Source organism: Musicola keenii, assembly GCF_014855505.1.
GTDB classification, from domain to species: Bacteria; Pseudomonadota; Gammaproteobacteria; order Enterobacterales; family Enterobacteriaceae; genus Musicola; species Musicola paradisiaca.
In genome coordinates this window covers 430081-456373 of record NZ_JAAWVW010000001.1, presented here as the reverse complement: position 1 = coordinate 456373, position 26293 = coordinate 430081, and the positions used below count along the sequence as shown (strand labels likewise).

Annotated in this window: 25 protein-coding genes; 8 read left to right on the top strand and 17 right to left on the bottom strand. The window is 53.4% G+C overall.

The genetic code is table 11. The features are described 5' to 3' along the window. Nucleotides 1–165: 165 nt before the first annotated feature. From HEP82_RS02030 to HEP82_RS02020, 3 genes are all read left to right on the top strand, one after another. Nucleotides 166–1296 (top strand): polysaccharide lyase, encoded by a 1131-nt coding sequence (locus HEP82_RS02030; protein ID WP_192456557.1) that lies wholly within the window; start codon nucleotides 166–168, stop codon nucleotides 1294–1296. A gap of 452 nt (nucleotides 1297–1748) precedes the next feature. Continuing rightward, entirely contained in the window at nucleotides 1749–2876 is a 1128-nt protein-coding gene (locus HEP82_RS02025) for a polysaccharide lyase (RefSeq protein ID WP_192456556.1), read from the top strand. 93 nt (nucleotides 2877–2969) lie between these two features. After that, nucleotides 2970–4235: a pectate lyase family protein gene (locus HEP82_RS02020; protein WP_192456555.1), complete on the top strand. Its 1266-nt coding sequence runs from the start codon at nucleotides 2970–2972 to the stop codon at nucleotides 4233–4235. Here HEP82_RS02020 and HEP82_RS02015 read toward each other — a convergent pair. Then, a complete protein-coding gene (locus tag HEP82_RS02015) occupies nucleotides 4203–4397 on the bottom strand; it encodes a hypothetical protein (RefSeq protein ID WP_192456554.1) in 195 nt (64 codons plus the stop codon). The genes HEP82_RS02020 and HEP82_RS02015 overlap by 33 nt on opposite strands. Before the next feature lie 35 nt (nucleotides 4398–4432). Beyond that, nucleotides 4433–5338, bottom strand: coding sequence for a LysR family transcriptional regulator (locus HEP82_RS02010; RefSeq protein ID WP_192456553.1), 906 nt, complete (start codon nucleotides 5336–5338; stop codon nucleotides 4433–4435). A 286-nt stretch (nucleotides 5339–5624) separates the two neighbouring features. On the opposite strand from HEP82_RS02010, the gene HEP82_RS02005 reads away from it, so the two are divergent. The 4 genes from HEP82_RS02005 to HEP82_RS01990 all read left to right on the top strand — a co-directional run bounded on the left by HEP82_RS02005 (nucleotide 5625) and on the right by HEP82_RS01990 (nucleotide 10178). Continuing rightward, complete coding sequence (locus HEP82_RS02005) at nucleotides 5625–7061, top strand: coniferyl aldehyde dehydrogenase (protein WP_331252918.1); 1437 nt, start codon at nucleotides 5625–5627, stop codon at nucleotides 7059–7061. A 45-nt stretch (nucleotides 7062–7106) separates the two neighbouring features. Next, nucleotides 7107–7784, top strand: coding sequence for a type 1 glutamine amidotransferase domain-containing protein (locus HEP82_RS02000; protein ID WP_192456551.1), 678 nt, complete (start codon nucleotides 7107–7109; stop codon nucleotides 7782–7784). Nucleotides 7785–7818: 34 nt separating this feature from the next. Continuing rightward, entirely contained in the window at nucleotides 7819–8508 is a 690-nt protein-coding gene (locus tag HEP82_RS01995) for a glutathione S-transferase N-terminal domain-containing protein (RefSeq protein WP_225622257.1), read from the top strand. A gap of 74 nt (nucleotides 8509–8582) precedes the next feature. After that, entirely contained in the window at nucleotides 8583–10178 is a 1596-nt protein-coding gene (locus tag HEP82_RS01990; protein ID WP_192456550.1) for a diguanylate cyclase, read from the top strand. 62 nt (nucleotides 10179–10240) lie between these two features. On the opposite strand, the gene ppiA is transcribed toward HEP82_RS01990, so the two are convergent. The 14 genes from ppiA to pilM all read right to left on the bottom strand — a co-directional run bounded on the left by ppiA (nucleotide 10241) and on the right by pilM (nucleotide 22745). Next, a complete protein-coding gene (gene ppiA, locus HEP82_RS01985; protein ID WP_192456549.1) occupies nucleotides 10241–10813 on the bottom strand; it encodes a peptidylprolyl isomerase A in 573 nt (190 codons plus the stop codon). A gap of 339 nt (nucleotides 10814–11152) precedes the next feature. Then, entirely contained in the window at nucleotides 11153–12307 is a 1155-nt protein-coding gene (locus HEP82_RS01980; protein ID WP_192456548.1) for a mandelate racemase family protein, read from the bottom strand. Nucleotides 12308–12557: 250 nt separating this feature from the next. Beyond that, nucleotides 12558–13562, bottom strand: a complete 1005-nt coding sequence (gene trpS / locus HEP82_RS01975) for a tryptophan--tRNA ligase (protein WP_192456547.1) — start codon at nucleotides 13560–13562, stop codon at nucleotides 12558–12560. Next, nucleotides 13559–14260, bottom strand: a complete 702-nt coding sequence (locus tag HEP82_RS01970) for a phosphoglycolate phosphatase (protein WP_192456546.1) — start codon at nucleotides 14258–14260, stop codon at nucleotides 13559–13561. Before HEP82_RS01970 ends, trpS begins: the two co-directional genes overlap by 4 nt. Then, on the bottom strand, nucleotides 14253–14930 hold the full coding sequence (gene rpe, locus HEP82_RS01965; protein ID WP_192456545.1) for a ribulose-phosphate 3-epimerase: 678 nt from the start codon (nucleotides 14928–14930) through the stop codon (nucleotides 14253–14255). Before rpe ends, HEP82_RS01970 begins: the two co-directional genes overlap by 8 nt. 123 nt (nucleotides 14931–15053) lie before the next feature. Then, complete coding sequence (dam, locus tag HEP82_RS01960) at nucleotides 15054–15869, bottom strand: adenine-specific DNA-methyltransferase (RefSeq protein ID WP_012763979.1); 816 nt, start codon at nucleotides 15867–15869, stop codon at nucleotides 15054–15056. A gap of 77 nt (nucleotides 15870–15946) precedes the next feature. Next, a complete protein-coding gene (locus tag HEP82_RS01955) occupies nucleotides 15947–16996 on the bottom strand; it encodes an SPOR domain-containing protein (protein ID WP_192456544.1) in 1050 nt (349 codons plus the stop codon). A gap of 132 nt (nucleotides 16997–17128) precedes the next feature. After that, nucleotides 17129–18214, bottom strand: a complete 1086-nt coding sequence (gene aroB, locus HEP82_RS01950) for a 3-dehydroquinate synthase (protein ID WP_192456543.1) — start codon at nucleotides 18212–18214, stop codon at nucleotides 17129–17131. 53 nt (nucleotides 18215–18267) lie between these two features. Then, complete coding sequence (aroK, locus tag HEP82_RS01945) at nucleotides 18268–18789, bottom strand: shikimate kinase AroK (protein WP_023638105.1); 522 nt, start codon at nucleotides 18787–18789, stop codon at nucleotides 18268–18270. 334 nt (nucleotides 18790–19123) lie between these two features. Further along, nucleotides 19124–20374, bottom strand: a complete 1251-nt coding sequence (hofQ, locus tag HEP82_RS01940) for a DNA uptake porin HofQ (RefSeq protein ID WP_225622281.1) — start codon at nucleotides 20372–20374, stop codon at nucleotides 19124–19126. Between the two features lie 34 nt (nucleotides 20375–20408). Then, nucleotides 20409–20780, bottom strand: coding sequence for a HofP DNA utilization family protein (locus HEP82_RS01935; RefSeq protein WP_192456541.1), 372 nt, complete (start codon nucleotides 20778–20780; stop codon nucleotides 20409–20411). Next, nucleotides 20777–21337 carry a hypothetical protein gene (locus HEP82_RS01930; RefSeq protein WP_192456540.1) on the bottom strand — a complete coding sequence of 187 codons (561 nt, stop codon included), beginning with the start codon at nucleotides 21335–21337 and terminating at the stop codon, nucleotides 20777–20779. Before HEP82_RS01930 ends, HEP82_RS01935 begins: the two co-directional genes overlap by 4 nt. Continuing rightward, a complete protein-coding gene (locus HEP82_RS01925) occupies nucleotides 21334–21894 on the bottom strand; it encodes a PilN domain-containing protein (RefSeq protein ID WP_192456539.1) in 561 nt (186 codons plus the stop codon). The genes HEP82_RS01930 and HEP82_RS01925 overlap by 4 nt, the downstream gene beginning before the upstream one ends. Next, entirely contained in the window at nucleotides 21894–22745 is an 852-nt protein-coding gene (pilM, locus tag HEP82_RS01920; protein ID WP_192456538.1) for a type IV pilus biogenesis protein PilM, read from the bottom strand. Before pilM ends, HEP82_RS01925 begins: the two co-directional genes overlap by 1 nt. 117 nt (nucleotides 22746–22862) lie before the next feature. Here pilM and mrcA point away from each other — a divergent pair, with 117 nt between their 5' ends. Beyond that, a complete protein-coding gene (gene mrcA, locus HEP82_RS01915) occupies nucleotides 22863–25418 on the top strand; it encodes a peptidoglycan glycosyltransferase/peptidoglycan DD-transpeptidase MrcA (RefSeq protein ID WP_192456537.1) in 2556 nt (851 codons plus the stop codon). Nucleotides 25419–25479: 61 nt separating this feature from the next. Here the strand turns inward: mrcA and nudE are convergent, their stop codons facing one another. Continuing rightward, on the bottom strand, nucleotides 25480–26034 hold the full coding sequence (gene nudE, locus HEP82_RS01910; protein WP_192456536.1) for an ADP compounds hydrolase NudE: 555 nt from the start codon (nucleotides 26032–26034) through the stop codon (nucleotides 25480–25482). Nucleotides 26035–26293: the final 259 nt, after the last annotated feature.

Below are 26293 nucleotides of genomic sequence, written 5' to 3'. Positions count from 1 at the left end.
ATTTCAACTCTTGAATTGTTCATTTTTTACGCCAAAACTGACAACGGATTGCGCCGAATACATTGTCCTTATTTATCTATTTTTGCCGGTGCAACCATGAATCTGGGCAACAGGAATGAACATGCCCGATACGTTTTACTCATTTGCAAAACAGGAACACTTCCCATGAAATCATTAGTGACCCCGATCGCTGCGGGCCTGCTGTTGACCGTCGGCCTGCCGACGCTCGCCGCCAGCACCGACACCGGCGGCTATGCCACCACCGCCGGCGGTGACATCACCGGTGCCGTCAGCAAGACCGCCACATCGATGCAGGATATCGTGGATATCATTGCCGCCGCCCGTTACAACGACAGCGGCAAGAAGGTCAAAAACGGTGCCTATCCGCTGATTATCACCTATACCGGCAATGAAGATTCGCTGATCAATGCCGCCGCCGCCGACATCTGCAGCCAGTGGAGCAAGGATGCGCGCGGCGTGGAAATCAAAGAGTTCACCAAAGGCATCACTATCATCGGCGCCAACGGTTCTTCCGCCAACTTCGGTATCTGGATTAAAAAATCCTCCGACGTGGTGGTACGGAATATGCGCATCGGGTACCCGCCGGGCGGCGCCAGCGACGGCGATATGATCCGCGTGGACGATTCCCCGAACGTGTGGATCGACCACAACGAGCTGTTCGCCGCCAACCACGAATGCGACGGCACACCGGACGGCGATACCACATTCGAATCCGCGGTGGACATCAAAGGCGACTCAGAGTACGTCACCGTTTCCTACAACTACATCCACGGCGTCAAGAAGGTGGGTCTGGACGGTTCCAGCTCCAGCGATACCGGTCGTAACGTCACCTATCACCACAATCTCTACAGCGATGTGAACGCCCGCTTGCCGCTGCAACGCGGCGGCCTGGTGCATGCCTACAACAACCTGTACACCGGAGTGACCAGTTCCGGCCTAAACGTCCGACAAAATGGCCTGGCGCTGATCGAAAGTAACTGGTTCGAGAATGCAGTCAATCCGGTGACTTCCCGCTACGACGGTAAAAATTTCGGTACCTGGGAGCTACGCAATAACAACATCACCAGCGCGAGCGACTTCACCACCTACGGCATAACCTGGACATCCGACACCAAGGCTTATGTCAACGCCGATACCTGGACGTCGACCGGTACCTTTCCGGCAGTCTCTTACAGCTATAGCCCGGTCAGCGCCCAATGCGTGAAGAACAAACTGGCTAGCTATGCCGGGGTCAGCAAAAATTTGGCGGTGTTAACCAGCTCGGCCTGTAACTGACACTCCGCGATAAACGGGCTTCGGCCCCCTGCCGATCATCGACAGGAAAATACACAGAGAGGCCCTGAAGGCCTCTCTGTGCAAACACCCAAGGTTGTAGCGCCTCATAGCGCCGAAGAGGTCGCCCCGCACATTACCTTCCTACGCTTTCGTTATTAAACACGTTGGACGATAAATAATTAGTTATAGATTAATATTATTTATTAATAATTAGCCAATGTGAGCTCAGACCACTGAAAGTGACTGCCGTCAAAACTCTGAAAAAAACACCATTCCCTTAATAATGAACCCATGTTTCATCAATTGAAATATTCCTCTTTTCCGCTAACACTGAGTCAGGGTCAGGCTGCATATACGGGTTCTATTTACCCCTTTTTTTTATGCGCTCCCCAACCGGGCATCAGGAACAGAACATGCCCACTCATCACTTTTCTTAAACAGGAACACGACTCATGAAAGCACTTATCACACCTATCGCTGCAGGTCTGCTATTGGCGCTGAGCTTGCCCGCCCTGGCTGCCAGTACGGGGGGCTATGCCACCACCGCCGGCGGCAACATCTCCGGCGCCGTCAGCAAAACCGCCGCGTCCATGCAGGATATCGTGGATATCATTGCCGCCGCTCGCTACGACTCCAACGGCAAGAAGGTCAAGAACGGCGCCTACCCGCTGATCATCACCTATACCGGCAATGAAGATTCGCTGATCAACGCCGCCGCCGCTGACATCTGCTCTCAATCCGCCAAGGATGCACGCGGCGTGGAAGTCAAAGACTTCACCAAAGGCATCACCATCATCGGTGCCAACGGGTCTTCCGCCAACTTCGGTATCTGGATCGTTAACTCTTCCGATGTCATCGTTCGCAATATGCGCATCGGCTACCTGCCGGGCGGTGCCAACGACGGCGATATGATCCGCATCGATAACTCGCCGAACGTATGGATCGACCACAACGAATTGTTCGCCGCCAACCACGAATGCGACGGCAGCAAAGACGGCGACACCACCTTTGAATCCGCAGTGGATATCAAAAAAGGCGCCACCTACGTGACCGTCTCCTACAACTACATCCACGGCGTGAAAAAGGTTGGGCTGGCGGGCTTTAGCTCTTCCGATACCGCAGAGCGCAATATCACCTATCATCACAACATTTATAACGATGTGAACGCTCGTCTGCCGCTGCAACGCGGCGGCAACGTTCACGCCTACAACAACCTGTACACCAACGTCACCAGCTCCGGTCTGAACGTTCGCCAGAGCGGCAAGGCGCTGATCGAAAGCAACTGGTTCCAGGATGCAGTCAACCCAGTGACATCGCGCTACGACGGCAGCAACTTCGGTACCTGGGTACTGAAAAACAACAACATCACCAAACCGGCTGATTTCACCACTTACGGCATCACCTGGACCGCCGACACCAAGGCGTATGTCAACGCCGACAGTTGGACATCCACCGGCACCTACCCGACAGTGTCTTACAGCTACAGCCCGGTTAGCGCCCAGTGCGTGAAGAACAAACTGGCCAACTATGCCGGCGTGAGCAAAAACCTGGCCGAGTTGACCAGCTCATCGTGTAACTGATCCCATCCATGCCATGGAATGGCTGAAATACCGGTGCAGGTCTGATAGACCTGCACCGTGATATCCGACTATCCCCCCAGGAAACACACCACCATGAAACGCAATCTTCTGTTTGCCGTCCTGTTCGGCGCCAGCGTACTGAGCGCGCAAGCTGCCAGTACCGCAGCGCCCGACCTCAAAGGATTCGGCACCGATACCGTTGCCGGCAGCGGCGGAAAAATCATCCGCGTCACCACGCTGGCGGCCAGCGGCTCCGGCTCTCTGCGAGAAGCGCTGGCCACCAAAGGGCCTCGCATTATCGTCTTTGAGGTAGGCGGCGTGATCGACCTTAACGAAGCCGACCTGAAACTCAGCGAACCATACGTCACCATCGCCGGACAAACCGCGCCCTCACCCGGCATCTCGCTCATTAAAGGTGGTATGGTTATCTCTACGCATGACGTGCTGATGCAGCACATTCGCTTTCGCATCGGCGACGCCGGGCATGCCAAAAAGAGCGGCTTTGAAAAAGATGTTTCCCTGTACGGCCCGAACGCCTACAACGTCGTCGTCGACCATTGCAGCTTCGCCTGGGGAACGGATGAAAACCTGTCCGTCTCCGGGCCGCGCTATGATGGCCAGTCAGGCACCGCGCACAACGTCACCTTCTCCAACAACATCATCGCCGAGGGGCTTTATAACTCCAGCCACTCCAAAGGGATCCACTCCATGGGAACCCTGGTGCACGATAACGTGACCAACGCCGCCATCATCGGCAACCTGTATGCACACAACAATGAACGTAACCCTTGGTTCAAGGGCGGCAGCACCGGCGTTATCGTCAACAATCTGATTTATAACCCCGGCGTCTGGGCAATTCGCGTCGGCGCGATTCAGAGCGAGTGGGAAGGCAAAACGCTGCCGGAAAACCCGAAAGTGGCGATCGCCGGCAATGTGATGTACTACGGCGCTAATACCACCTCCGGGCTAGCGCTGGTCGGCAGCAACACCACCGGCGGCAGCGTGTGGATGAACGACAATCTCGCCTACAACACCGCGGGTAAAGCCGTATCGCAGACTTCCGGTACCGGCATCACCCAGCTGAAATCCGCGCCGGTCTGGCCGACCGGTCTGACCGCCATCAGCGCCAACTCCGTCGTCGGCCAGGTCACGCAGAAAGCCGGTGCACGCCCAAACGATCGTGACAGCGTGGATCAGCGAATTGTGAGCAACTTCCAGAAACGCACCGGCGCCTTCGTCGACAGTCAGGACGACGTGGGCGGCTACCCGACGGCGACCGCCGTCAAACGCACGCTGACGGTGCCGTCCAGCAACGTGGATGCCTGGTTACAACAGCTCGCCAAAGCGTTGGAAGAGTAACGCGCGGTCATCTCCTGGCGCTTCCGGCATCTGACGCGGGCAATGAACGATGTAGCAACATGCTGGCAACGCCCACTCCACCGCCATTGTCTCCGACAATGGCGGTGTTTTCTCAATACCGCGGTTCAGGCTTTCAGGCGACAGAAAAGGGGCACCGGCCATGCATGTCTCCCTGTCGGCTCACGCGGGTATACATGTCAGGCTAACGGGGACAATGACGCTTTTTTCAGGCGCCATAACAATGCCTGCCTGGCATGCGCGACCCGAGGTTGCCTTAGGGCGCTGGGCTGCCACAACAGGTAATAACTACGGCTGGTGTGCGTAACAGGCGCCGGGATCTCCTGCAATTCACCGCGCGCAATATAGGGCCTACAAAGATATGCCGGTAATGCGCTCCAGCCAAAACCTTCGCGCAACAAGCTGCATAGTGTTCGCAAATCCTGCCCGACCATGGCGGGAATCAGCGGCTGGACATTGATATGGTTTGCCGCTAACCAGCTATCCACCAATGGCAGCATTACGCTATAAGCCAGCACCGGTTCCGCCAATAGTGCCGGCGCAAACGCCGACGCCTGGGTTAAACGCGCCACCACAGAAGGTGCGGCAACCGCGAGCACATCATCGGTAAGCATCAACTCACTGCGTAAACGTTTGTCGGATGCCGGCAAAGAAGAAATCCCCAAATCACAATGCCCTTCAATCAGCATACGAATGATTAAGTCATGATCCCCGCTCTGCATACGCACGCGAACCCCCACCTCCAGCAGCGGTAGCAGCTGTTTAGCGACGACCTCGGCAAGAAAATCGGCATGACCGACGATCTGCAGTGCGCCGGCCAATTCCACGGAACGCGCTCGGGCGGAAGCCAACGCGGCTTCGGCCACATCCAGCCGATCGCCGATATCCGCAGCAAGTTCATCCGCCGTGGATGTCGGTACTACGCCCCGCGTTTGACGTTCAAAAAGTGCGCGTCCAATGGACATCTCAAGACCGGCAATATGCTGGGACACAGCAGGCTGCGTCAGGTTAAGCGTCCGGGCAGCGCCGCTAATAGATCGCTGACGATAAACTTCAATAAATGTTCTCAGACGAACAAGCGACATACGTCATCCATAAAATAATTTATGACAGACCTCAATTTTACTAGTTAGTCACGAATGATTAACACCGGTAAATTACTCAAACAAAGAATAGGTTATCAACACTTGAATCGGTATATCCGGATCCTGGTTAAGGAATTAGGTTATACCGATTTATCGGGCTGCAACGTATGGCGACCTGTTTCGAGCATGCCGTGAGCACGCGACGACGACCAGAAACCATTGAACGTTGCCGGACACGGCCTATCGGACAAGCACTGTACGTTTAGGTCAAAAACTGCAGCCATCCATCTTTAAGGAATGCGTTATGACTTCACAACAAACCGTCAACGATTTACATGCCATATTGCAGACCATGAAAAACGCCCATCTGGCGGCGGGCCCGGCTGATGCCAAACTGCGGCAGGATCGGCTACTCAGAGGTGCGCGGCTGATTAGCGAAAATCATCAGCGACTCAGCCTTGCTATGGCGGCAGATTTTGGTCATCGCAGTCTGTATCAGTCGATGGTGGCGGATATAGCGACCACGGTGAAAATGCTCAAGCATTCCGCAGAACATGTTGCCGACTGGATGAAACCTGAAATCGTCGCCAGCCCGGAACCCGGCATGCAGGCCTGGATTCAACAACAACCGCTGGGCGTTATCGGCGTCATCAGCCCCTGGAATTTCCCCGTCAATCTTTCATTCGGGCCGCTGTCAGGCGTATTTGCTGCGGGTAATACCGCGATGCTCAAACCGTCAGAATTGACGCCTCGCACGACGGAACTGCTGGCCGAATTAATCGCAGGTTACTTTGATCCGCTTGAGCTGGCAGTCGTTTGGGGGGATGCCGACATCGGCGCTGCGTTTAGCGGCTTGCCCTTCGATCATCTGGTGTTTACCGGTAGTACGGCGGTAGGGCGCCATGTCATGCGTGCGGCGGCGGAAAATCTGGTGCCGGTCACGCTGGAACTGGGGGGGAAATCACCGGTGGTGGTTGATGATGATGCGGATATCCGAATAGCCAGCGAACGCACACTCACGATCAAAACCTTTAATGCCGGACAAATCTGCCTGTCGCCGGATTACATGCTACTGCCCGCATCCGGCGTGGAGTCGTTGGTTCAAGCCAGCAAGCATTTCATGCAGCAATCCTTCCCGACGATTCAGGATAATCCCGATTACACGTCAATCATTTCATCACGTCACTATGCCAGGTTGATTTCACTGCTGGACGATGCCAGCAATAAGGGCGCACAAATCATCAGCCTGGCGCCAGTAGGCGAGCCGGACTATGACGAGCCCTCACGCAAAATAGCACCACACTTGGTGATTAACGCCACCGATGATATGGCGATCATGCAAGAAGAGGTTTTCGGCCCGCTGTTACCAGTACGAACCTATACTGACAGAAGCGAAATCACGGCATACATCAACGCTCATCCGCGTCCGCTGGCCGCCTACTATTTCGGCAACCAGCCCGAGCGGCAGTCGGCTTTTGCCAATCACACCACCTCCGGCGCGTTGGTGATCAATGATGTGATGACTCACGCCAGTATTGATAGCCTGCCTTTTGGCGGCGTGGGCGCTTCCGGCATGGGGGCCTATCATGGCATCCACGGTTTCCGGCGTTTTACCCATGCAAAAGCCGTTGTTGTACAAAGCGAAGACGGCGCATCCAATTTACGGCTGCGCGCCCCTTATGCCGATAAGCTGGCCCGGCTCGAAACTGTCCTGAAAGGCTAATCACCGAACAGGCAAGAAACTCATTTCTATCAAGGAATTAACATAATGAACGTATTGATGGTTTTAACTTCTCACGATCAATTAGGCAATACTGGCAAGAAAACGGGATTTTGGCTTGAAGAGTTCGCGGCACCTTATTACACCTTCAAAGACGCCGGGATGAATGTCGTATTGGCCTCGCCGGCTGGTAGACAACCTCCGTTGGATCCGAAAAGCGATTTACCCGATTTTCAGACCGCGTCGACCCATCGTTTCAAAGCTGATGCGGCGGCACAGCATGCGTTGGCCACCACAGTGAAGCTGGATACCGTAAACATGGATGATTTTGATGCTGTGTTCTATCCCGGTGGTCACGGCCCGCTGTGGGATCTGGCGGAATCCGCAGACTCCATCGCACTGATCGAAGCTTTCGAGCGCGCCGGCAAACCCATTGGTTTCGTCTGCCATGCGCCTGGCGTACTGCGTCATGTAAAAGCAGCCAACGGTGATCCGTTAATCAAAGGGCGCCATGTCACCGGATTTACGAATAGCGAAGAAGCTGCGGTTGAACTCAGCGCTATCGTCCCCTTTCTGATCGAAGATGAATTCCAGAAGCTGGGTGGGCTGTATACCAAAGGCCCAGACTGGGCGCCTTATATCGTTGAAGACGGTAAATTGATTACCGGCCAAAATCCGGCCAGTTCAGAAGGTGTCGCCGAAGCACTGCTAAAACAGCTTCAGTGAAAGGGCATCACGATGACGCCTGACGCAACATCATTTGAACGAGTCTCGCTCGATATGCGTTCTCTGGTTACTGCAAGCGGCAAGTATGCCTTATGAATTGATCATCTACCAAAGGAACCAAGACAACCCACTGGCGCCTGATGCATTGAAAGCGATCCATCCGTCGGGAAAATCGCCCGTGCTGGAGGACAACGGAGAAATCATCGTTGAATCAGGTGCCATCGTTGAATATTGGGTAAAACGCGACGCCAGCCAGTTTGCCTCCGCCGAAGACAGGGAAGATGACATGGCTTATTTGCAATGGATTTGCTGTGCGGAAAGCGCAGCAATGACGCCGATGTTATTCAGCCGTACGTTAAAGCCAACTATGGCATCCTATTCGGTCTTATTTCGCATCATGATCGCCGCCGGCGGTCATATAATTCATTTTCGAGATGGCCTCGCAATGAATTTCCCATATTCCTCCGCCCTGTCTTTCCCTTACGCCAACCAACGACGCCTGTATGTCTGTCGAAAAGGCGACAGAGGAAAACCCATCACGCCACGGTTTCACGAAATGGACAGCGATAAAATCCTGTCACTATTAAGGAATACTCTATTGTTGCGACAATCCATTATCATATTGACAAATTCCATGAGCCCCCCGTATACAGAATGGTATATCCACAGCAATGCTTATCTCTGGCAATATTTCCAGTCGACATGTTTCACAGAGATATCATGATGAATACGCCATCCACTATTTTGATAATGCGTAAGTAATGACGGCAATTTTTCCTGTCATGTTGAGGTGATTGCATGCATGCCGATGTTCCAACTATGTTCATGATGATCATCGTTTGCAGCAGTGCACTCGCTATCTGTATGCGCTGGTCGGCTCATGGCATAAAGGATCGCGCGCTGATCATCTGTACCCGGGCTCTGGTCTGTCACGCAACTGCCTATAGCCTATACGCCCTACGTGGCACGATCCCAGATGTGATTTCTATCGTGGCCGCCAATATTCTGATCGCCATCACCTACTCGACGCTGCTGTTGGCCATTACCCAGTTTCAACAACGCCATATTCGCCCGGTCATTCTCTGGTTGCCGGTGATTTTTACCGCCGGGTTCTTTTCCATCATGCTCGACAACCAGTACGCGCGAACCCTGGCCAGCTCGTTGATCTGTCTGTCGCAGGCTATTCTCGTCATCACTTATCTGATGACCCAGGATCAAAGCCTGCCAACGCGCGGACGCAACTTGATGGTGCTCGGACTGACGATAAACGTCGTGACCTTTATCGTGCGGATTATCTTACTGATATATACCGGCACTACCCCGTTTTCCGTACTGTCCAGCTCGACAGCTCAAACAGTCACCTATATGACCAGCTTCATGACGCTGCTGTTTATCGCCAACGGTATGATCATGATGGCCAAAGATCGCGCCGAACACCTCAACAACCTGATGGCGCGGCAAGACAGCCTAACCGGCTGTTGGAACCGCATTCGTATTCAGGAAATCGCCAGACAGGAAATGGATCGGCTGGAACGCTACGGGTATCCGGTATCGCTTCTGATGTTCGACCTCGATCACTTCAAGGATGTGAACGACAAATTCGGACACAGTGTGGGAGATAAAGTCTTAAAAGGGTTTTCCGATACCGCGCTCGCCTTACTACGCACGACTGACGTCTTCGGACGCTGGGGAGGAGAAGAATTCATCGCCATCCTGCCCGCCACCGGCTTTACCGGCGCAGTGCAAACCGCCGAACGTATCCGGGCCGCGTTGGAGGCTCAAACCTTTCCCGGCGGGGTCAAGATCACGACCAGTATCGGTGTCTCCGTTTGCCAGTCCACTGACCATTGGGAAAGCTGGCTTGGCCGCGCCGATGTTGCATTGTACCGGGCCAAGGCTGCGGGAAGAAACCGAACCGAGACGGAAACGCTGGTATCTCAAGGCCATGATGTCTCTCTGCCGGACAGTAACCTGGTCAGACTCATATGGAACGACGCCTACAACATCGGCAACCAGGCCATCGACCAAGAACACCGCCAACTGTTCAACAGGGCCAATCAACTGCTGCAGGTGATCGTCCTAAACGGTTCGCAGATAGCGTTTATGGTGCAATTACGCGAGCTGCTCGATGAACTCCGTGAACACATGCAACACGAAGAACAGTTTCTTTGGGACTCCCACCATCCCGACGCCGATCAGCACGCCAGAATCCACAACCATCTGTTGTGGCGGGCGGAAGAGATGGTGCAACGCTACGAACAGCAGCAGATAGGGCTCATCGAGCTGTTCCATTATGTCGTTTATGAAGTTATCACCCAACACATGCTGATCGAAGACCGAAAGCTGAATCTGTCCTGCTATAACGTTGAAGTACATCACGCACTGCAGGAATAAAAACAGCCCTCACCGAATGGCGAGGGCTGCTTACCCGGTAGGAATGTCAGCCACAAAAAACGTTATTTTTTAATAACTTTGGCAGACTGAATCACAATAGGTTTGATGGGGACATTCTGGTAAGGCCCGACATTTTCGGTCTGCACCTGAGAAATCTTATCGGCGACGTCCATGCCTTTCACCACTTTGCCAAATACCGCATAGCCGAAATCACGCTGCCCATGATCCAGAAACGCATTGTCGGCTACATTGATGAAAAACTGGCTGGTTGCACTGTCTTTCTCACTGGTACGCGCCATGGCGATGGTGCCGCGCAGGTTACGCAGGCCGTTATCTGCTTCATTCTTAATCGGTGGATTCGGCGACTTTTGTTTCAGATCGCTGCTGAAACCCCCGCCTTGCACCATAAAGCCTGGGATCACCCGGTGAAAAATAGTGCCGTTATAAAAACCACTGTTCACGTAATCAACGAAATTTTTTACCGAGCCCGGCGCTTTTTGATCTTCCAGCGCCAACTCGATATTTCCGGCTGACGTAGTCAACAACACATGGGTAGAGCCAGCGGCGGCAAAGGCCGGAGAAAAAGCAGTCAGCGAAAGCACCGTTGCGACGGCTGCCAGTATACGTTTTGACATGGAGAATTCCTTTTGAGGCCTGACTATAGAAAGCGCAATGATTTTAAATAGCGATCTCTTCCTGCGCTACCTATTTACTTTTTTTTACCCACAATTCTCGGTCGCACTCAATAAAAAAGCACTAATTGCGCACCATTTTTACAATCGCAGATTTTGCAATTCCCTACTTCACGACATCTCGTTGCGTAACAACGCGCGGGCGAACATCTTTATCGCAACAGCTACTGGGGAAATCCCGGAGATTAAGAAAGACCAGAAAGAAAACCCATCAGATACAGCCAACTGGCGTGGAAGACTTCCCCGGTGGATTACCGGGGAATCAGGCAGGCTAGCTCACATTCACGCTTTGCTTATGGTATGAGCGTCAATCCACGCAAAGTTGATGTCTTCACCTAAACCAGGGGCTTGCGGCAAATGTACAAACCCATTTTCATCCATCGGATCGACCAGCGCGTTCAGGTATGCGGCCGGCTCGTCATAGTTCAGGAATGGATGCAACAGACCACGTTCGTACCAGCGGCAATTTTTGATCGCACCGACCACCGCTAGGTTCGCCGCGCCGTTGCCATGAATTTCGCAGTCCATCCCGAAAGACTCCGCCAAATGCGCCACTTTCATACAGGGAGCTATCCCGCCAACCCCCTGCACACCGGCACGTAAGATATCGCAGGCGCCTTCCTTCACCCAGTCGGCGCGGCTGAAGTATTTTCCGCCCAGGCTTTCCGGCCCAATCACGTCAATCTCAAGGTTTTTGCTGAGCCAACTGTAGGAAGCCATGCTTTGCTCCTCCATCGGCTCTTCAAACCAGGTGAAGTTCAGCTTCTGCAACTCCCGGCCGATATAGAGCGCATCGCTACGGCTATACCAGTGATATCCATCCAGCATCAGGCAGATATCAGGCCCGACCGCTTCGCGCACGGCGGCGCAAGCTTTGACGTCCATTTTCGGGCTGGGCGCGAAAGAAACCGGCGGCATCCAGGTGTGCAGTTTGATGGCTTTATAGCCGCGCTGTACCAGTTTTTCAGCAAACAACCCATACTCTTCCGGCGTCGACAGCCCTCCAGACAGTTCATCACCGCACATGGTGCTGCCATAGGCGGGAACTTTGTCGCGATACCCTCCCAGTAATTGATAAACCGGGACATTCAGTTTACGGCCAATCAGATCCCACAACGCCTGTTCGACAATCGCCAACGCCCGATCCGTCAGTTGGTGTGCGCTGCCGCGCTGCCAGTGCACCAGATCCTGCCAGAGGCGTTCACGTTGGAAAGGATCTTTCCCAATCAACACCTTACGGAAAAATGCATTCACAACATAAGGCCGGACAACTTCCACCGGTGAAAACGCATACCCTTTGCTGCCTTCATCTGCCGTAATGGTCAGCAACGCCATAGATGCCTGGTGTTCATCGCCTGGATGAGAATGCCCAGCACTATCAGAAACCCGACGTGTAGGATAGGTGAAGACGGTGACATCAATAGATTCTATTTTCACGTTAATACCTGCCTGAATGATGGTTTTTCTCAATGAACACTAGCGATACAAAACACCGTAACATTTTTAATAAAATGGTGTTTTATTTATTATCTGGAAGCATAAGGGGCACGTCATCAGGCAATTTGTGCATTTTTAAGAAAATATAGCGTGATAAATTGTGCAATCAACCACATCACAACTTATTGTGAAAACAACAAAGCCCTGTCGCCTTACGGCATACAGGGCTTTTTTTATTGCAATGCACGCATCAAGGGCGGGCAACGAACCCAACGACGTCATACACCTTACGCAGTGTTTCCTGCGCACGGGCGCTGGCTTTGGCTGCGCCGTCACGCATCACCTGCTGCAGGAAGGCTTCGTCATTGCGGAAACGGTAATAACGCTCCTGCAATTCACTCAACATACCCGAAACGGCATCCGCCACTGCGCCTTTCAAATGCCCGTACATCTGGCCTTCAAACGCCGTCTCCAGTTCCGCAACGGTCTGACCGGTCACAGCAGAGAGAATATCCAGCAGGTTGGAAACCCCCGGTTTATTTTCCAGATCATAACGCACTACCGGCGGCTCATCAGAATCAGTGACCGCGCGTTTGATCTTCTTCACCACTGATTTCGGATCTTCCAGCAGACCAATTACGTTGTTGCGATTGTCGTCCGACTTGGACATCTTTTTGGTCGGCTCCAGCAGCGACATGACGCGGGCACCGGATTTCGGAATAAACGGTTCGGGCACCTTGAAGATATCGCCATAAATTGCGTTGAAGCGTTGCGCGACATCACGACTCAGCTCCAGATGCTGTTTCTGATCTTCACCCACCGGCACTTGATTAGTCTGATACAACAGAATGTCCGCCGCCATCAGCACCGGATAATCGAACAGACCAGCGTTGATGTTTTCCGCATAACGGGCAGATTTATCCTTGAACTGAGTCATACGGCTTAATTCACCGAAATAGGTATAACAGTTCAACAACCACCCCAGCTGCGCGTGTTCCGGTACATGGGACTGAACAAAAATCGTGCTTTTTTGTGGATCAATACCGCACGCCAGATAAAGCGCCAGCGTATCCAGCGTTGCTTTTCTCAGTTGCTGCGGATCCTGACGCACGGTAATGGCATGCTGATCCACAATGCAGTAAATGCAGTCGAACTCATCCTGCATGTTAACCCACTGACGTAACGCACCCATGTAGTTACCAATGGTCAACTCGCCGGACGGCTGTGCGCCGCTAAATACAATGGGCTTACTCATAATGCATCCTGATGGTTTGAAAGTGATGCCCCGACTAAGGGCAATAAATCCGCGAAACGATCGAGCACCACATCAGGGCCGCTCAGGGCGATCGCTTCACCATAGTTATATCCATACGTCATGCCGACACAAGGGCAACCTGCCGCCCGGGAGGCCTGTATATCATTGCGCGAGTCGCCGACAAACAGCAACTCGTTTGCCCGCAGACCCAGTTTTCCCATTACCAGGTAGAGCGGCGCCGGATGCGGTTTTTTCTGCGGCACATCATCACCGCCGACGATCAGCGAAAAGTAATGACCGATACCCAACACCTCCAGCAACGGCGCAACAAACGGCGTCGGCTTGTTCGTCACCACTGCCATCGGGACGCCTTGAGCAAACAACGCCGCCAGCGTTTCCTCTACGTCGGGAAACAGGCTGCTGCCGCTGTCGACCGTTCGAGCGTAATACTTATCGAACAGTGAACGGGTATCCTGAATCAGCCGCGTCGTTATCTCTCCGCCAGCCCAACGCAAGGCGCGTTCCACCAGTACATCCGCACCGTTGCCGATCCAAGTGATCACCCGCTCTTCTCCCGCGGGAGTGAGCGCCATGGCGCGTAATGCCATATCGACCGCGTCGGCCAGCCCCGGCGCACTATTTACCAATGTACCGTCAAGATCGAACGCTATACCACGAATCGACGTCAAATCAGCCATGAGACACCTTCGCCAGTTCCTGTCGCATACGCGCAATCACCGCCTGATAATCCGGTTGACCAAAAATGGCGGAGCCAGCAACAAACATATCCGCACCCGCTGCCGCGATGTCGGCAATGTTATCCACCTTCACGCCGCCATCCACTTCCAGACGGATATCATAACCACCGTCGTCAATCCGTCTGCGTACCTGGCGCAATTTGTCCAGCGTAGCGGGAATGAAGGATTGCCCGCCGAATCCGGGGTTAACGGACATCAGCAAAATAATGTCCAGCTTGTCCATCACATAGTCGAGGTAACTCAGTGGCGTCGCCGGGTTAAATACCAACCCGGCTTTGCAACCGCTATCTCTGATGAGCTGTAAAGTGCGGTCGACATGTTCGGATGCCTCCGGATGGAAAGTGATGAAACTGGCGCCCGCCTGGGCAAAATCGGGAATCAACCGATCTACCGGCTTCACCATCAAATGCACATCAACCGGGGCCGTTATACCGTAGTCGCGCAGCGACTTGAGCACCAGAGGCCCGATGGTCAGATTTGGAACATAGTGGTTATCCATTACATCAAAATGAACCACATCCGCTCCCGCCTTCAGCGCTTTCTCAGTGTCTTCGCCAAGCCTTGCGAAATCGGCAGACAAAATAGACGGAGCAATCAAAAACGGTTTCATTCGCTTCTCCAAACTCGTTGAGTCCGCGCTGCCGGGTCTGGCGACCACATAACGACACTCCCGAACAGCAGCTGTTTTCCAGGGGCATCAGTTGCCCATCGGCAATGGATTTGACTCCACGGCCTAACAGTATAAGGCCAGCAGCTCATTCACTTTGCTGCGCCCGGTAATATTACGACTGATGGTTCGACGCGCTCTGACCACATACAGCGAGGAAGCATCCTGATACCACTCTCGTGTCAGCAACGTGTCATGATTGGATATCAACACCGGGATCCGGCTTTCCGCTGACAGCCTTAACGCCAGCCGCGCCAGATTCAGTTGATCCTGATTATTGAAATTATTGGTGTGGTAAGCCGTAAAATTGGCCGTTGCCGACAGCGGCGCATAAGGTGGATCGCAATACACCACCGAACCAGCCGCCGCGTTGATCAATGTCTGATGATAATGTTCGCAGACGAAAGTGGCATTTTGGGCTTTTTCCGCAAACCAGTGCAATTCCTCTTCCGGAAAATAAGGCTTTTTATAACGGCCAAATGGTACGTTGAATTCGCCCCGCATGTTGTAACGACATAAGCCGTTATAGCAATGGCGATTGAGGTACAAAAATAGCAATGCCCGACGATACGCATGTGTGCAAATATTGAACTCGTCCCGTAATAAATAAAATGCATCCGGGGTATTTACGCGATCAATAAAAAGCTGACGAGCATCACCAATAAATTCGTCCGTTTCATTTTTGACGATGTTATAGAGATTGATGAGATCACTATTAATATCGGCCAAAATATAGTGGCTATAGTCGGTATTGAGAAACACCGAGCCCGCACCGACAAAGGGCTCGATGAGGCACTCTCCCGCTGGCAAATATCGGCGAATCTCTTCTACCAGCGGATATTTCCCACCAGCCCATTTTAAGAAAGCGCGGTTTTTCTTCATGCCGTCGTTAATTACTCATACATTGCAGAGCCGCGGATTGTACTCTGTTTCAGACAGCACATCAGGGCCAATTGAAGTTATTTGGTTAAGTCCTGCTTCACCTGGCGGATTGGCTTGACCCACGGTTTTTTCGCCTGTACATCGGCAGGCAACGATGCAATGGCACGCTTGGCGTCATCGGATGACGCATACACGCCATTCACTAATACATACCAGGGCTTACCATCACGTTTCGTTTCATACACCCAGTAGTTTGCTAACCGCTGGTCACGAGCATAGGCCTTCAGGGAATCCTCCCGGGAAGCGCTACTCAGTTGCAGCGTGAAAGCGCTGACAGGCGCACTCTGAATTGAGCCGCTGTGACCACTGGCAGCAACAGTCGCCGGTTTAGATACTGCAGCAGGCTTGCTGGCAGGCGCCGGCGTAATCGCCGTCGTCGGCACTTTATGAACATTGTCAACAACATGCCGGGATGTTTCTTTATCGGCTTTGATTTCCGCCGGTTTAGTCGGTTGCCGCATCGCTGGCGATTTATCCATCGATTGAGCATGCGCTTTCCCCGTCGGCACGACGGTGGCTGGAGCGGTTGGCAAACCGGATGTAGCGCTATCCCCCATCGCCCCTTGAGACAATGCATTCACTCGATCCTGCTGTTGAGGCTGAGAGAGTGCGTCCGTAATATTACCTGGCAATTCAATACGTTGTTGGTTTCCATTCGGGCTCGACGGCACAGCTTGTGTCGGCGAACTGGAGATAGGCTGACCACTGAGCGACTGCGGACCGGCAGCACTCTGATTGCCGGAAGGTACTGACGTAGTCTGGGCAGGGGTAGTTGTCGTCGGCTGCGAACCGCTTTGTTGGCTCTGAGTCATGGAGGATGACAAATCGATATTTTTCGCCGCGCCTGACTGTTGCGTCTGCCCTTGCCCCGGGGACTGTAGGGCAGAACCAATACCGACGATAAGCAGCAGCAATACCACAATACCAATACCGATCATGGTATGTTGCCGGGACAACGACACGCTGGGCATCGAAAAACCTGCACTTCTGTTTCTGCTCTGCGGGCGCGTCGGCCGACGATCGCTGGCATCCGGCTTCAATTCTTCTTCTGGATTGAACTCATCCATTTATACCCTCCAACTGAAAGGCCAGTTTCCGCTGACATTTTACGCAACGGAAGACTAAATCATAAGGCATTGTATTTTAAACGTAAACCATCACAGTCCCTCGACTGTGATTTATCTGGGTGGGGGCTGGTGTCAGGGGAGACAATCTGCTATCGACGCCAGAACCAGCTCATGCGGCACACCGCCTCGCATTTCTGACCGTCCAATCGCCGTAGGGAGCACCAAACGCAGTTCGCCCGCCAGAACTTTTTTATCTCGCATCATATGGGGAAGATAGGATTCCGGCGCCATTTCCGCAGGCCCAGTCACCGGTAGTCCCGCGCGCAGCAGCAACGAGGCGACACGTTCGATATCCTCGACGCTAAACTGACCGAGCCGACGCGCAGTATGGGACGCCATCATCATGCCCGCCGCGACAGCTTCGCCGTGCAACCAATTGCCATAACCCATTTCCGCTTCAATGGCATGCCCGTAAGTATGGCCCAGATTCAGCAATGCGCGCAGCCCAGATTCACGTTCATCCGCAGCGACAACTTCAGCTTTCAGTTCGCAACAACGACGGATACAGTAAGCCAAAGGCCCTTCCTTCAACGCACGCACCTCTTCAATATGTTCTTCCAACCATTCAAAGAAAGCGCGATCGAGAATAATCCCATACTTGATGACTTCCGCCAGACCAGAAGACAACTCGCGAGCAGGCAACGTTTTTAGACAGTTGATATCGATAACGACGGATGCAGGCTGATAGAACGCGCCGATCATATTTTTGCCCAGCGGATGGTTTACCGCCGTCTTGCCGCCGACGGAGGAATCCACCTGAGACAGCAGTGTCGTGGGAACCTGAATGAAACGCACGCCCCGCTGATAACAGGCCGCGGCAAAACCGGTAAGATCGCCAATCACGCCGCCCCCCAGCGCTATCAGAGTAGTATCACGACCATGAGGCTTCTCCAGCAGCGCAGAAAACACCTGTTCCATAACCGCCAGCGATTTGTACTGCTCGCCATCCGGCAGAATCACCTGATCAACGTGAATACCGCCTTTTTCCAGCACGCTTCGCACTGTATCCAGGTAGAGAGGCGCCAGTGTTTCATTCGTCACCAGCATCGTCTGATCGCCAGTTTTCAACGGCATAAAAGAACCCGGCTCCTGGAAAAGTCCGGCTGCTATCGTAATGGGGTAGCTGCGCTCCCCAAGGGTGACGGTAATTCTTTCCATGCACGTTCCATGATCGTTCAGAAAACCTGTGACAAGCAGGTATTGTTAAAAAATCAGTTGTTTTCCAGCATGCTGATGATCTGGTTGGCAACTACCTTGGCGCTTTGTTCATCGGTGCGAATAGTGACATCGGCAATCTCTTCGTATAATGGATTACGCTCTCTTGCCAATGCTTCAAGGACTTCGCGTGGAGGATTTTCTACCTGAAGTAACGGGCGTTTTTTATCCCGTTGCGTACGAGCCAGCTGCTTTTCGATTGTGGTCTCCAGATAGACCACCACACCCCGCGCGGAAAGACGATTGCGGGTCTCGCGTGATTTCACCGAGCCACCGCCTGTAGCCAAAACAATTCCCTGTTTTTCCGTCAGCTCATTAATGATTTTCTCTTCGCGCTCGCGGAAACCTTCTTCGCCTTCTAAATCGAATACCCAGCCAACATCAGCCCCGGTACGTCGCTCAATTTCTTGATCGGAGTCGAAGAATTCCATGTTGAGCTGCTGAGCTAACTGACGGCCAATAGTGCTTTTGCCGGCACCCATGGGCCCAACAAGAAAGATATTGCGTTTCTCTGCCATTTTTTTGGTATTACTAAGAAATTCGTTAATGATAACCCGCCCCGCCATAGAACCTGCGGCGGAACCTAAACTGAAACCTCATGAGCGATAGTGCGAGAATCAGACAAAAAATTATCTCAATACTCTGGGTAGTTTGGCAACCGAATAAAATGCCACACGAACCAAGCGGCGGTAAACCATATGCGCTATCAACACCGGGAAGGGACACGCCCGTCGCCAGGTGGCCAATTGGCTACCCTTGTATGCTAAAACCGGGGCATCGTCAAACCATGAAGAACACGATTTAACGAAAAACATTGAGATACCAAAGAAATCGGCAACCCTCGAGTCAGGGCTATTTCGTCGGCAACGAAGCTTGAATCAATGTCGGCGTGATAAAAATCACCAGTTCTCGTCGTGTATTCTGCCGGTCACTGCTGCTGAATAATCGACCGATACCCGGCAGCGCCCCCAGTCCAGGTACTTTCCTCTCAGTCCTGTTCTTTTGCTGCTGAAAAATGCCGCCAAGAACAATGGTTTCCCCATCCTTTACCGTAACCTGTGTCTGGATTTCCTGTTTATCGATCGCCAAAATTTCCCCCTCACCCTGCTTGATAGAACGCCCTGGCATATTCTGACTGATCAGTAAATTCAGGGTAATAAACCCACCTTGCAAAATTCTGGGGGTGACTTCCATCCCCAGCACCGCTTCTTTGAACTCAATTGATGTGGAACCACTGGCGCCGCTGGAAACTTGATAGGGGATTTCGGTTCCCTGCTTGATACTGGCGGTTTGCTGATGCGCGGTGAACAGACGGGGGCTGGCGATAATTTCCACTTCATCTTCTTGCTCCAGCGCCATGAGTTCGAGATCCAACAACCGTCCGTTAAGACGAGCAAGATGAAAACCGGCATTCACGGTCGGCGTTTCCACAGGCAAGTTGATGTTGAAGTTGTTCATCCTTAGTGCCTGTTTCGTTGCATCGCCAGCGTCCAGCCCCCAGTTCACACCCAGCGCCTTGAGATGCTCGCTACTGATGGTGACAATGTGTGCCGCCAGTTGAACCTGAGCGAGGGGCTTGTCCAAGACATCCAGCCACGAGCGGATCTGCTCCAGCGCGGAGGAGACATCCCGAACAATCAGAGTATTGGTGCGTTTATCCACGGTGACGCTGCCGCGTTCGGTCAACAACGTGCCCCGCTGACTCTGCAAGCTGGCGGCCACTTCCGTTGATTCTGCATGCCGCAAGGTCACGGACAAATTCAATAACGCCTGCTGCTGCTGTTTCCGTTCATCCTCCTCGGCCTGTTGCAGGCGAAGCATTTCAAGATGCTCTCGTGGGTAAACCATCAGAACGCGCCCTTCCCGTTCCAGCGTGAGATCCCCCATACGTAAAATAATATCCAACGCTTGCCGCCACGGTACACGCTCAAGAGTTAGACTCACATTCCCCTCCACGCCCGGTGCAATCACCAGATTCAGCTGCTGATGTTCAGCCAAAGCCTGCAAAACCCGCTGTACCGGAACATCATCGAACGCCAGCGAAACAGGCGTCTCTGCGTTAGCCCACGCATCGGCGCACTGCACCGCCATGACCAGCGCCATACCGTATATGAACATCCTTTTCATCGTTGAATCCCTATTCCGCGCTTTTTCGCCCAGTTCCATTGCTGCTGTGCTGCAACGGCGCTGCCAGATAGACATCTTCATTTTTACAGGCAGCGTCACCGCCCTCAGGACGAAAGACGCCGCCCTGACGCCCTAATTGCACGACCCGCCATCCTTCAGGTTGTAACACCTCCCCCAGCCGAACACGACGCCACCCTTGTTGCGGCTGTTCCAGCCAGCCACTCCAGCGCAATCCGTCGCCGATAACGCCTTTTAACCGCCATGATGCGGCTGACTCCTGTTCGCATGCGCGGCTCACTATAGGCTGAAACGGATCACGCCACTCCGTCGCTTGTGCCCCTGCCAGTAGAAACCCGCAGACAGCCCCCCAAAGCAACCTCATACCGACCGCTCCGGGCTATCGGGTACTGGCTCTGACAACAGCACCTCAACACGTAATTCATGCTGCATCTTGCTGATCTGCAGATGCTCAACGCGCAATGCACCAGGAATGGCATCCATGCTCCGTAAAAAACGTAAAACGCCTTCATAACCGCCCGCAAAGACCAGCAGCCAGCCGGTTGTCACTCCCGACGCATTCTCGACATTCCGAGACTGCCAACTCACCAGGCTAACGCCGGCGTCGCGTAATGACTGCTCCACAAGCGCCACTGCCGCCTCCGTCGTTAGCGTACGTCCGGATACCGAATATTCATCCCGCTGTCGCCGCAGGTCGCTCATCGCAGGCATCGCAATCAGTTTTTGCCGCCATTCGGCAATTTGTCGCATGCCCTCCTCCTGCTGTTGCCGTAGTTCGCGCAATTGATTCCGTTCATGGGCCGCCAACAGGATGCCAAAAACGATGGATAACACCATTACACCCAGCGTTTGTACCGGCAGGGAAACCCGTAACGGTACATGCAACCAGCGGGAAAACAGTAAAAGAACTCCCTCGATCATTGCTGTCTCTCCGCATCGGTTACAGGTTTCCAGTAAAGGCGCAACGAGAATTGCAGCCTGGATGCATCGCTGTGGTCTCGTTGTGCCTCCTGCAACTCAGCCACTGTAACTACGGGTAATCCGGCAAGTTTTTTCGAAAACTCGACCACAGAAGAATAGTGATTACTCACTCCGGATAATCGTATCGCCGCATCGCTGTCACTGATCGATGTCAACCAAATGACATCGGGGATAACGCGGGGAAGTTGTTCCAGCAACGTAAGATAACGCTGGTTCCGTTGCTGGTTCTGCCGTTTGAGATCCAACAAAGCCTGATGGGCGAGCACTTGCCGACGAAGATCCTCGGCCTGAAGGGACAGCCCGGCATACTGTCGTTGCCCATCGGATATCTGCACGATCAGTTGCCGCAATACATGTTGTTGCTGACGAAACTGCAATCGCATGGCGAATAACACTATCGATGTCGCCGCAAACTGTATGACCAATGCGCACACTAATCGGCGCATACGATATTGCCGCCGCGACTGACGCCAGGGGAGAAGATTGGTCATCGGCATCAGACATCCTCCGGCCTGACGGCCAACCCACCAGCGATAACGAATGCCGAAGGGAAAGCCGGTAAAGGAGGCTGCTGCTGACTAAACGCCGGCAAGGGCGACCACAGCGTGAAAGACGATGAGGCCTGCGGCAGAAAATCAGGAGCAGAAGTGCTCAGATATATTGGCTCAGAAGCCATAGGCTCATAGTGAGCACTAACATACGATAACAATGCGGAGAAGTCCGCAGCGTCATCCACATGCACTGTCCCAAAAGCCAGCGTCGCATTCAGCGACGATACCCATAGCCAGCGATCTTCAAAACGGTGCACCAGCATATTGTCAGAGGCCAGCCCTGCCTGGCGCGCCATGCAACGTAGAGCGCAAGGCGTGATATCCACGGCATCCAGCTGTAACCCGGCATGTCGAAAACAATCCAACCAAAGAGCCAGCTCAGCCTTACGCGCAGCGGTAACTAGTACAGAATCGGCAACAGAAGGATCGATGCGGTAATCAAAAATCAGGGCGTCGCTGCTGACGGGCAGTTTCTTGGCCGCCATTTTTTCGATGTACCACCCTCGCTCAGGCTCCCGCAGCCGGCCATCTGGTTCGGAAAGTCGCTGTTGCAATACCCGGTCAGCAGGGAAAGCCAGCCGGAGCGACACATAATGCGGCAATTCGCGCTTCCACCGCTGCAGAACCGCACATAACGCCGCCGGATTATGTAAACTGCCGCCGCGCAGCGTGTCGCTCGGCAAAGGCAACTGCCACCACTGCCGCAGTTGCCAGCCGTGACGTCGACGCTGTACCGCCAGCGCACGCAAAACACCGTTTTGGACATCCATGCCAATCTGCCAGACGGGATAAGCCATAATCGTTCGATCTCCTTATCGTTTAGCAAAAGAACGTATCCACCTCGCTGGCTTACCTTTATACTAGCGCCCGTCTGTCTATAAACTATTCAAACGCTACTGAATGGAAAATCCCAGGTGAAGTTCGTAAAGTATTTACTCATCCTTGCAGTAAGTTGCATTCTGCTGGGAACCGCCTCGCTCTATGGCCTTTATCGCTATATTGAGCCTCAACTACCCGATGTCGCGACGCTGAAAGATGTTCGTCTGCAAACTCCGATGCAGGTCTACACCGCCGACGGTGAGCTGATCGCTCAGTTCGGCGAAAAGCGCCGCATCCCGCTAAAACTCGATCAGATCCCGCCAGTAATGGTACGGGCGTTCATCGCCACAGAGGACAGTCGTTTTTACGAGCACCACGGTATCGATCCGCAGGGCATCATTCGCGCAACGATGATCGCATTGACGTCCGGCCACGCTTCGCAAGGTGCCAGTACCATTACCCAACAGTTGGCGCGCAATTTTTTCCTCAGTCCGGAAAAAACGCTACTACGTAAAATAAAAGAGGTTTTTCTGGCGGTTCGCATCGAACAGATGATGACCAAGGATGAAATTCTCGAACTCTATCTGAACAAGATTTATCTGGGGTATCGCGCTTACGGCGTCGGCGCCGCTGCACAGGTTTATTTCGGCCGGGCGATCGACCAGTTGACGCTGGGGGAAATGGCGATGATCGCGGGCTTGCCCAAAGCGCCGTCGACATTTAACCCGCTCTATTCCTACGACCGCGCGATTGCCCGCCGCAATGTGGTATTGGCCCGTATGCTGGATGAAAATTACATCACCCAAGCGCAATACGATCAGGCCCGCAATGAAAAACTCAATGCGGACTACCATGCTCCGGAAGTCGCATTTTCCGCGCCTTATATGGCGGAGATGGTACGGCAGGAAATGGTGAAACGTTATGGTGAAGATGCCTATAACGATGGGTACAAGGTCTACACCACCATTACGCGCAAGCTACAACAGGCGGCGGATGAAGCTGTCCGCAACAATGTGATGGCTTACGACATGCGCCATGGCTATCGCGGCCCGGATCAGGAATTGTGGAAACCGCGCACCGCAGCCTGGCCGCAGGACAAGATCACCGAAGCGTTGAAAAAACTGCCAACCTACGGGCCGCTAATTCCGGCGGCAGTGCTTGATGCTACCGCTGATAAGGCGCATGCCATGCTGCCGAGCGGCGAGAAGATCGAGCTGGCCTTAGCGGGGGTGCGTTGGGCGCGAGCCTATCGTTCCGATACCGAACAAGGCCCGACCCCCAAGCGTGTCATGGATGTGCTGGATGCCGGTCAACAGATTTGGGTACGTAAAGTCGACAAAGAGTGGTGGCTGGGACAAGTACCGGACGTCAACTCTGCGCTGGTGTCCGTCAATCCTACCAACGGCGCCATACTGGCACTGGTTGGCGGGTTCGATTTCAGCCAGAGCAAATTCAATCGCGCTACCCAGGCGCTGCGTCAAGTCGGCTCCAACATCAAGCCATTCCTTTATACCGCTGCGATGGATAAAGGCCTGACGCTGGCGACCATACTGAACGACGCACCGATCACCCGTTGGGATCCTGGTGCCGGCTCCGATTGGAGTCCCAAAAACTCACCGCCGGTTTATGACGGCCCTATTCGCTTGCGTCAAGGTTTGGGACAGTCGAAAAACGTGGTGATGGTGCGTGCGATGCGCGCCATGGGCGTCGATTACGCCGCAGACTATCTGGAGCGTTTTGGTTTCCCGGAGCAAAACATCGTCCATACGGAATCGCTGGCGTTGGGCGCTGCGTCCTTCACGCCATTGCAGGTCGTTCGCGGTTATGCCGTTATGGCGAATGGCGGTTATCTGATCGACCCCTACTTCATCAGCAAGATCGAGAATGAAGCAGGGGCTACGGTATTCAGCGCCAGTCCAAAAATTGTCTGCGATACCTGCAACCTACCGGTGATCTACGGCGAAACGCAGCGCTCTGCCGTGCTGTCCGACGACAGTATGGAAAATGTGGCCACCTCGCAGGAAAATCCGGTGCAAACCGCGCCGCAGGCTGACCCGATCACACCATCTGAGGTTGCCAGACAGGCAAATCAGTCTTATGCGCCGCATGTCATCAGCACGCCGTTAGCATTCCTCATTAAAGACGCGCTCAACAGTAACGTGTTCGGCGAACCCGGCTGGATGGGGACAGGCTGGCGGGCAGGCAAGGTGCTGCAACGGCATGATATCGGCGGCAAAACCGGGACAACCAATAACTCGAAAGATGCCTGGTTCTCCGGCTATGGGCCCAACATCGTGGCATCGGTATGGATCGGCTTCGATGACCACCGCCGCGATCTGGGCCGTTCGTCCGTTTCCGGCGTCATCCGCGATCAGATTTCAGGTTATGAGGGCGGCGCTAAAACGGCGGAACCGGCCTGGGACGACTTCATGAAAGTTGCGCTGGCCGGCATCCCTGAACAGAAGACACCACCACCGCCGGGAGTAGTCAGCGTAGTGATCGATCGCAGTAGCGGCAAACTCTCTGATGGCGGGGGTAACAGCCGTCAGGAGTATTTCATCGACGGCACTCAGCCAACGGAAAAAGCAGTCCACGATGCCGGTACGACATTATTCAATACCAGCAGTGGTCAGGCGGAAGAGTTGTTCTGAAAGACGGAAGTCAGCAAAAAGGCGCAATCGCGCCTTTTTGTTTTTCTACCAGGGGAAATTGTTAGCTATCTCGGCTGAGCCACTGCTGGGCCAAAAATAGCGCACTAACATTGCGAGCCTCGCGAAAATCAGGCTCTTGCAGCAAAGCCATCATGTCCCGCAACGGCCAGCGAACCTGTTGTAACGGTTCCGGCTCATCCCCTTCAAGCTGTTGGGGATAAAGACCCCGGGCTATCACCACATTCATTGTGCTGGAAAAGTAGGACGGCGCCATGGTTAGGGTGGATAACAGTTCGAACTGTTCTGCACCGAACCCGGCTTCTTCCTTCAATTCGCGATTAGCCGCTTCAAACACCGTTTCACCCGGGTCAATCAACCCCTTCGGGAAGCCCAACTCATACTGTTCAATACCCACCGCATATTCACGAATCAGCAGTAATTCGTCATCAATGACCGGAACTATCATGACCGCTTCGCGGCCGGATGGCCGCATACGTTCAAACACCCGGCGAGCACCATTGCTGAATTCCAGATCAACGGACTCCACGTCGAAAAGACGCGAACGGGCAACCGTCTCAACCTTAAGAATCCTGGGTTTTTGCAGGTTATTATTCATCGTAGCCCCTAAGTAAGGAAACGCTCCGGCATCCGGCTATGCATCTAATGAAAACCACGGAAAGCCGCACAATCGTTCACCTTCCTCACATTATGTTTAATCTTTTACATTGTGCGTTAACATTAACGATTGCCGCAACGTCATCATGATAATTTTACATGACAGCAACAAAGGCCATACATTAGTTTTTTTTATAAATAATCCGCATTCTTGATTTCCTAAAAACGGAAACCGTCCCCATCTTAAAAATTCGGATTAT